The following is a 5,827-nucleotide window of genomic DNA, read 5'->3' as shown; positions in this document are numbered from 1 at the left end:
ACCGGTTTAGATGCTAATTTACCTGCACTCCACTCCGGTTTAATCTCTCCATTTTTTCTAGCACTATTAACCATAAATATTGGTAAAATAGCCATAATTGCTGCTGCAAAAGTTCCGGAAAAATATATTGCATCAACAAATCCTACCATACCTGTAACGGTTAAAAATAGTGGTATACCTAGGCAGATTATCATCAACATTATTCTAGTCTTAGGATCTGAATCACTTTTGAAATGAAAAAAGTCCACTATATTTGATATTAATGTCTGTGTTATTGGAGTAAAAGATGTAAATATTGCCATCAATGCAAATAAGTTTGCACTCACAAATGCCCAATTTCCTATTGCTTTTCCCCATGTTATAGTTGCTACTTGTTCTATATTATTAGACGGAGAAACTAAGAAAGTTCCCAAAGGGATCAAAATCAATAATATTGCCACTATTATTTGCCCTATCAAAAGTGAAGGAGCAAGTTTTTTGGGGTCATGTGCTAACCCTCTGGCTAAGTCCGGAACTAAATATTGTCCGATATAACTAAAAGCCGCAACGTTGAAAATAGGAATTGCATAGTCCCAATTAGATTCAAACAGTCTTGATAACTCTGCATTTTTACTTACAAAACTTGCACTTATTAATACTAAGATTAATATTATCATCAGATATGACATATATTTTCCTGCAATTCCTACAGCTTTTAATCCAATGTATACAACTATTGCTGAAGGAATTAAAAATATAAAAGTTCCAACAATTTGTGGTACTCCTAATAATTGAGATATTATACTTCCACTTCCATTAAAATAAGCTATTAAACATGAAAATGAATTTATCACCACTGCCAAAAATATTAAAACTCTTGCTGCCGGACCAACATATTTTTCAGCAAGTCCAGGTAACTGAATCATTTTTCTTGTTCTTAATGTAGCCTCAGCAACGTAATACATAGAAAATAAAGTTAATAAACCAGATAATAACAACCATATAGCTATTACCGGAAAACCACCTTTTCTTGCAGCATAAGCAGTCCCAAGCGCTCCCGAACCTATGCCGCAACCTACAACTTGAAAAATAACTTCTGCTGAAGTAAGTTTTTGAATCTTTAGAGCCCCTTCTTCGTATTGAGTATTTCTATTTTCCATATTTCACCTCAATATTTATTTAGAGCTTCCATAGTAAATGTATCTTCTTTAAAATCATTTAAATACGGAAGTTTTGATCTCATTTCTACTACATAATCTAAATCAATTTCTGTTATTAACAATTCTTGTTCTGTTTCAGATGCTCTATTTATTATTTCTCCATCCGGTCCTACTATCATAGAACTGCCGCATAAATTATCTTTTACTGCATTAGTTCCGGACATAAATAAAACATTAAATAAAGCATTCCCTCGCATATCTATAAACCATCTTGTTCTTGCAGGCATTGACCAATAGGAAACATTTAATATGATCTCTGCTCCTTTTAAGGCTTGTATTCTTGAAGGTTCTGGCAATTCCATATCATAGCAAATTTGTAATCCTACTTTGCCAAATTTAGTACTTACTACAGGATATTTCTCCCCTGCTCTATACTTTAATTTCTCATCCCCCCATAAATATACTTTCCTCATATTTGCCAGTATATTTCCTTCGTCATCTATAAATATAGCTGAATTATAAATTCTTCCAGCTACTATTTCATCTAATTCAGGATAGCCTGCATATATATGAATTTTATTTTCTTTTGCTAATTTTTTCATTTCCGACACAAAAAAATCATTTTTTGTCTCCGCTAATTTTTGTAATTCAAGAGCCGTTAATGAATATCCTGTATATGCACATTCCGGTAATGTAATTAAATCACACTCTTTTGCTCCAGCCTCTTCAATAAATTTTTTCATTAAATTAAAATTTTGCTCTGTATCATTATTAATCAATGCAAATTGTCCTTGAGCTATTTTTAATTTTCTTGGCATATAAATCCCCCTTTCACTATGCAAATGTTTTCTTGAATTATACATTAAAAGGGAACATCAATTAGTATATTCCCTTTTAATAAGATATATTTTTATTACCCATTGATAATATTGATATCTATTTTACTTTGTGCAATTTATTTTAAATAAATATTAATTTTCCACACATAAAACCTTCCCATTATCTACAATAAGTTCTCCATCAAAGATTATAGTAGGATTGTATTGAACCATGTCTATATGAACTGTAGAAGTTGCAGGTTGACCATAATAATAGCCATTCCCCATTGCAATATGACAAGTTCCTAAAGCTTTCTTTTCTTCTTCAAAATCTCCATTGAATAAACTTTCAGGATTTAACCCTATTCCAATTTCTGCTATATTATCACTTCCAGGAATAGTATCAATTTGTTTTCTAATTTCTCTTACTATTTTTGGATCTCCATCAATAACTTCAACTATTTTACCACCCTCAACTTTCAATCTTACAGGTTCTGATGGATTCCCATAATAACAAATCGGTCCATCTATGACTAAAATTCCTTCTGTAGTTCCAATAACTGGTCCTAAAGATACTTCTCCATCCGACCATGCCATAGCATCTCCAGGCTTTCTAGCTATGCCACATTCAATTATTGGTTCCATATCATTCATTTCCATTTTTAAATCAGTTCCTGCAGGAGTTGTTATATGAGCAAATTTTTTTCCTCTCCACACAGCCTGTAGCTTTTCTCCGTTGGCATATATTTTTTCATAATCAGCAAGCGCTCCTCCACGAGTAAAATTATCTATTCCTCTTAAGCAAATAGAACATTCCCTTAATTTTTTTCGTTTATTAATTCTTTTAATCTATTATTGTAGATAGCAGCTCCTGATGAAGTTGTCATTCCAATAAACACATCACACTTTTCCATTCCAAGTTCTAATGACTTAGGAAAAATAGTAGCTTTGTCTTTACCTCTTATAGGCATCATATATACACCGCATTCCGCTCCAAGTGTATTGGCCGCTCCCATCAATGCATCAACCATTCTGGTATCAGTTTGAGGATCTGTTACTATTAAAACTTCTTCCCCTTTTTTTACTCCCATACATTTATCTAATAAATAATAAGCTCTTTCAAAGCATTCTATAATTCTGTTATCCATAATTCTCTCCTCTTTATAAACTCATATTATAATAATCATCCGTATTTAATTTATTTTCACTTTTTGCTATTATTACAGAGGTTACTAAATCCCCTAAAGAATTAGTTGCTGTATGAATTTGATCTATTATCCTATAAATACCGGCTACCAGTGCAGTAGCCTCTAAAGGAAGTCCCATTTGAGTTAAAAGTGAAATACTGATTATTAAGCCTATTTGAGGTGTTGCTGCACACCCTACACTCAATAATGTACCTTGAAGTACAATAAAAATTTGTTGTCCTACACTTAATTCAATACCATATAACTGAGCTGCAAATACCACTATACATGCGAAGTATATGTTTGTTCCATTCATATTTGCTGTTGCTCCTAAAGGCAATACAAAGTTTGAAACTTTATCATCAACACCTAATTTTTCAGGCGCCACCCTCATTGACACAGGTAATGCTGCTGAGGATGTACATGTGCTAAAAGCTATTAGCCATGGTTCGAAAGCTTTTTTGAAAAAAGGCAAAGGTTTTACTTTCCCAAGTACGATTAGTACTATTGGGTAAAAAATTAAAGTTACTGTCAAGGCTGAAATATAATCTGTGATTATGAACTTAAACACTGGCCCAAATATGGATGTTCCAAATTTTATCATTGTAACACTCATCAAACCAAATACCCCAAATGGAATTATTTTTACTATCCACCCAATCATTGTTAACATAGCATCGGTTATAACAGATATGATATTTATTAATTCTTTTGTTCTGCTTTCTTCTAAATAAATAATCGCAAATCCAAGAATTAAAGCAAATACTATAATAGGCATCATATCTCCATCAGCTAATGACTTAATGGGATTTATAGGAAGTAATCCTAAAATTATTTCATAAGGACCTGGTAATGTAGCTTCTGTAGCCATTGCATTTTCAACTGAACCTAAAGTTATTCCTATTCCCGGTTTAATAATATTTACAAAAATTAAGCCCACGCCAGCAGCAAAAGCTGAACTTAATAAAAACCATAGAATCGTTTTTAATCCTATACTTTTTAAAGCATTTATATCTCCCAATGAAATAGCTGCATTTAAAATACTAAAAATACCAATGGTACTAAAACCATCTTTATAGCTTTTATAAAAAAGTCACCTAAAAATTGCATAAAAGGTATTACTTTTTTAGCTATAAAAGGAATATCTTCTCCACCCATCTTATTTAAAATCAGACCTACTATTACTCCTAATACTAGTCCAATAAATATTTTTACATATGATGGAATTTTTCTTTTATTAACTTCTTCAGTCATTTTAATTCCTCCTATTTAGTTTTAAAACTTTATCTTCTATTACCTCCCTTTAATACTTGCAAGTATTTTACACTCTAAGTTTATATTTAAATTCGGATTAAGTCAAGTCATTTTATTAATTTTGAAGAATATTATTCTTCTTTTATTTATATAAGAATTTATTTATTCATATAATAATTGATATTATCTGTTTTTACTTGTATAATGTATAGATAAAAGGGGGATTTTATGCGGAATTCAATAAATTTTGAAAACTTGAATATATTACAAAGAATAAATTATTTTAAAGAAAACTTTAGTAAAACACAATTAAAAATTGGAGATTTTATTCTTGAAAATTTTGACAAGACTGTTTTTTACACTTCAACAGAACTTGCCTATAAATGTGGAGTCAGTGAATCTAGTGTTGTAAGATTTGCTAATTTTATTCAATATAAAGGTTATTCTGACATGCAGAATGATTTACAAAATTTTTTGAGAGAAAAAATAACCATGACTCAAAGGCTACATAATTTAACTGAAAAAAAGGTAACCAGACTCAAATTCTCTATGATGTATTGCAAAAAGGTAAAGACGATATTCAATGGCTAATAGATAATATTAATCCTAATACATTTGATGAAATAGTTGATATAATTTCTACTGCAAAAAAAGTCTATCTTGTGGGTTCACGAAGTTCATATTCTGTTACATACTTTTTGGGTTTGAGTTTAAAATGGATCAGAAATAATGTTTATATTATAGATGGCATCAACAGAGATTTTGATGATATATCTGAAATTACATCCAAAGATGTCCTTATATCTTTAAGTTTGCCTCGTTATTTAAAAAGTACTTTAAATATTCATAGATATGCATATAATAGAGGAGTTAAAACAATTTGTATTACAGATTCAATTACATCTCCTCTGGTTAAATATACAACTATTCCTTTATTAATAAACAATGAAATTCTTTCTTTCTCTGATAACCTTATACCTGTTATAACTATCGTTACAGCCCTTTTGAATTCTATAGCAGCTAAAGAAAAAAAAGCGGAGCAAAAAATGGCTAAAAAGGAAGCTTTTTGGAATGATTTTGAACTTTATCAAAAATTTTAAATATCTAATTGCAACAATAAGTTATCCACCTTACTTAATCATAGAAAACTATGTTACTTTCTTAAGTCTTCCCCTATTTAACTAGGGGAAAATTTTTTATACCTTTATTTCTTTTATAAATTCCTCGTAATATGCGCTAAAATTTAGTATCTTTCCAGGATAATTATTTATCGATACTATTATTCTCTCTATTTGTTTTTTGACAAAGTTTCTATTGGATTTCTTTTATTTTGTAGTTCCTTTATTTATAGTGTTATTTATTGTATTAAGAGCTTCTCCTATATGTTTAGCTGTTTTTCTGTTACTATCCCCTCATTTAATTATATATA

At 30.2% G+C, this 5,827-nt stretch carries 6 protein-coding genes and 1 pseudogene; 2 read left to right on the top strand and 5 right to left on the bottom strand.

Features of this window, described 5'->3' with window-relative positions:
- The 5 genes and pseudogenes from HMPREF9129_RS07150 to HMPREF9129_RS07130 all read right to left on the bottom strand — a co-directional run.
- Positions 1-1,139: aromatic amino acid transport family protein (locus HMPREF9129_RS07150; RefSeq protein WP_004821991.1), on the bottom strand; the 1,139-nt coding region annotated here is incomplete at its 3' end.
- Between the two features lie 8 nt (positions 1,140-1,147).
- Positions 1,148-1,957, bottom strand: coding sequence for a nitrilase-related carbon-nitrogen hydrolase (locus tag HMPREF9129_RS07145; protein WP_040552792.1), 810 nt, complete (start codon positions 1,955-1,957; stop codon positions 1,148-1,150).
- A 153-nt stretch (positions 1,958-2,110) separates the two neighbouring features.
- Complete coding sequence (locus HMPREF9129_RS11055) at positions 2,111-2,749, bottom strand: aminopeptidase (protein WP_257009224.1); 639 nt, start codon at positions 2,747-2,749, stop codon at positions 2,111-2,113.
- Between the two features lie 26 nt (positions 2,750-2,775).
- The gene (locus HMPREF9129_RS12045; RefSeq protein WP_004821985.1) at positions 2,776-3,105 is read right to left on the bottom strand and encodes a M29 family metallopeptidase; all 330 of its coding nucleotides are present in this window, start codon (positions 3,103-3,105) and stop codon (positions 2,776-2,778) included.
- 13 nt (positions 3,106-3,118) lie between these two features.
- A pseudogene (locus HMPREF9129_RS07130) lies at positions 3,119-4,302 on the bottom strand (dicarboxylate/amino acid:cation symporter).
- A 324-nt stretch (positions 4,303-4,626) separates the two neighbouring features.
- On the opposite strand from HMPREF9129_RS07130, the gene HMPREF9129_RS07125 reads away from it, so the two are divergent.
- Both HMPREF9129_RS07125 and HMPREF9129_RS07120 read left to right on the top strand, forming a co-directional pair.
- Positions 4,627-4,989 (top strand): MurR/RpiR family transcriptional regulator, encoded by a 363-nt coding sequence (locus HMPREF9129_RS07125; protein WP_004821978.1) that lies wholly within the window; start codon positions 4,627-4,629, stop codon positions 4,987-4,989.
- Positions 4,956-5,498 (top strand): MurR/RpiR family transcriptional regulator, encoded by a 543-nt coding sequence (locus HMPREF9129_RS07120; protein WP_004821975.1) that lies wholly within the window; start codon positions 4,956-4,958, stop codon positions 5,496-5,498. The genes HMPREF9129_RS07125 and HMPREF9129_RS07120 overlap by 34 nt, the downstream gene beginning before the upstream one ends.
- The last annotated feature ends 329 nt before the right edge of the window (positions 5,499-5,827 follow it).

The sequence above is a fragment of the Peptoniphilus indolicus ATCC 29427 genome (genome assembly GCF_000227315.1).
GTDB classification, from domain to species: Bacteria; Bacillota; Clostridia; order Tissierellales; family Peptoniphilaceae; genus Peptoniphilus; species Peptoniphilus indolicus.
Note: the sequence above shows the minus strand (reverse complement) of the source record. Positions and strands in the feature narration are given on the sequence as shown.

Excerpts from the sequence above, each read along its gene's own strand:
- HMPREF9129_RS07145 (WP_040552792.1), bottom strand. The coding sequence starts at position 1,957 with ATGCCAAGAAAATTAAAAATAGCTCAAGGACAATTTGCATTGATTAAT.
- HMPREF9129_RS12045 (WP_004821985.1), bottom strand. The coding sequence starts at position 3,105 with ATGGATAACAGAATTATAGAATGCTTTGAAAGAGCTTATTATTTATTA.
- HMPREF9129_RS07125 (WP_004821978.1), top strand. The coding sequence starts at position 4,627 with ATGCGGAATTCAATAAATTTTGAAAACTTGAATATATTACAAAGAATA.